This is a genomic window from Mumia sp. (genome assembly GCF_028803055.1).
Classification (GTDB): Bacteria; Actinomycetota; Actinomycetes; order Propionibacteriales; family Nocardioidaceae; genus Mumia.
This window is the reverse complement of sequence record NZ_JARBCJ010000323.1, coordinates 1-1906: the sequence shown is the minus strand read 5'-3', so window position 1 is coordinate 1906 and position 1906 is coordinate 1. Positions and strand designations below refer to the sequence as shown.

Annotated in this window: 1 protein-coding gene and 1 pseudogene; one reads left to right on the top strand and one right to left on the bottom strand. The window is 68.4% G+C overall.

Annotated features, from left to right (window positions below):
* Positions 1–541, top strand: a pseudogene (locus PV363_RS17605) (hypothetical protein); the annotation flags it as partial.
* Between the two features lie 238 nt (positions 542–779).
* Here PV363_RS17605 and PV363_RS17600 read toward each other — a convergent pair.
* Positions 780–1469 (bottom strand): hypothetical protein, encoded by a 690-nt coding sequence (locus tag PV363_RS17600; RefSeq protein ID WP_301023064.1) that lies wholly within the window; start codon positions 1467–1469, stop codon positions 780–782.
* Positions 1470–1906: the final 437 nt, after the last annotated feature.

Here is a 1906-nt window from a genome sequence, read left to right as displayed (position 1 = left end):
CGAGGACCTGGCCGCAGTCCTCCGTGCCGCGGGCGAGGATGCCTGCTGCCTCTTCGGGATGTCCTCCGGTGCCGTGCTCGGGCTCGAGGCGGTGGCTGCCGGTGTGCCGGTTCGACGCCTCGCCGTCTACGAGCCGCCCTACACCGGCGAGGTCGTCGGGGCCGCCAACGTGCGCCGGGCACGCAGCGAGCTCGAGGCGATCCTGGCCGACACGTCACGCGGGTCGGCGCGGTTCGGCGATGCGGTCGCCAGCCTCATGACGACCACCGGCATGCCGCAGGACATGGTCACGCTGGTACGCCACACCCCGGTCTGGGCCGAGTACGAGGCGCTGGCGCCCACCCTGGCGTACGACTTCGCCCTGCTCGGTGACGGGACCGTGCCACGAGCGCGGCTCGAGGGCGTACGTACACCGACGCTGGTGCTCGACGGCGCTGCCAGTCCGGAGCTGCTCCGCTGTCCGTCGCGGATCGTTCGGTCCACCACCGGGTGGCGACCCGGGCGCGTTCGACGGCCGCGGCCCCCTCGTCAGGCGTGGTGATCGGGTAGGTCCCGACCACGTCGCCTGTCGCCGGGTTCAGCGAGTCGAACGTGTGCGGCGTCGGAGCCTCCGTCTCCCCGCCCGCCCTCTTGTCGGCGCTCTTGCGTGTACGGGCGCTTCGGCGTCGGGCTGGTGGTCGCCGCCGGGTCCTCCGGGTGTGACGTGCGGCACAGACTGTGTCTCGAAGCCTACTGTCCGGTAGCGACGGATCACAGGGCGGACCGGGCCTCCTGGGAGGTCAGTCCTCGTGAAGGTCCGCCCCTGTCGGCGGAAGAGCGACACCGAGGCGGAGGGAGGGCGGATCCTGGGTGACGTCGACCTGAAGGCCGCCGTCGACGAATACCCGCTTCGCCGCGAGCCGCTGGAGCAGATCTTTTCGATCGTGGGGAACTCTCGTGGAACCCACGCGTCGCCTCCCCAACATCACGGTCCACAGATTCGAGTCCACGTCTGACGGCTCGAGCCAGACGTCGAAGTCGTACACCACCTCACCCTCATCGAGCTCGGTCGCTTCACAAGCGCGCACTACCCACTCACGATCCGTCTCCTCGACCGAGATCGGCACCTCGCTCAACGGCAGCCTCCAAAACTCCGGCGCACCCCGGAGCATCTCGACGTTTGAGGGTTCCTTCATCCAGCGAGGCTCACGTGGCGCCGATCGCAGCAGACTGAAGGTCGCCCGGACAACCTCGGCAAGGGTCCGAAGCCCCATCCGTGAGAACTCTCTACCCAGTTTCGACGGCGGCACACGCCGCTCCCAGAAGGAGGAGTAGACCTCCCACAGGTCCGAATCGAGCTCGCCAACGACCACACTGTCGACCTCCGACCGGAGGAGGTCAAGAGACGGGTCGCCTGATTCGATACGCCGGGCCCAGGCCTGGCTGTATGCCTCGAAGAAGAAGGGAGCCTGTGCAGATTCTGCACTCATGACGCCGGCCCCATGCTCATCAATCCCACCCTTGTCTGAGTGTGCTGCGGCAACGAGACGTCGTTCCGTTCAGGCCATTGTCCTCTGCACAGCAGGGGGTCGGGGTCGATCGCGCATAACGATTGCGTCCAGCTCGGACAGGTTCACGACCCGTGGCCTACTGCGGGACACCGCGGCCGGACCGCCGCAATGACACGCCCGCGCCCGCGTCCCGCAAGCCGTCGGCCAAGGTGTCGGCGTATCGCTCGGAGACGCGGATCGCGACCGCCACCCGGGTCGGCCGCTTCCGCTCCAGATCCCGGGGTAGAGGACGCAATCGTGGCAAGCGCCCATCCAACGCCGCCGCGCACGACTAACCCGGTGAGAAGACCTCACCGGGTGTCGTCCGCGGCCACTCGATGCCCCAGGAGGATGGCGAGTAAACCCGGCGCCGTGAG

Excerpts from the sequence above, each read along its gene's own strand:
- PV363_RS17600 (WP_301023064.1), bottom strand. The coding sequence starts at position 1,469 with ATGAGTGCAGAATCTGCACAGGCTCCCTTCTTCTTCGAGGCATACAGC.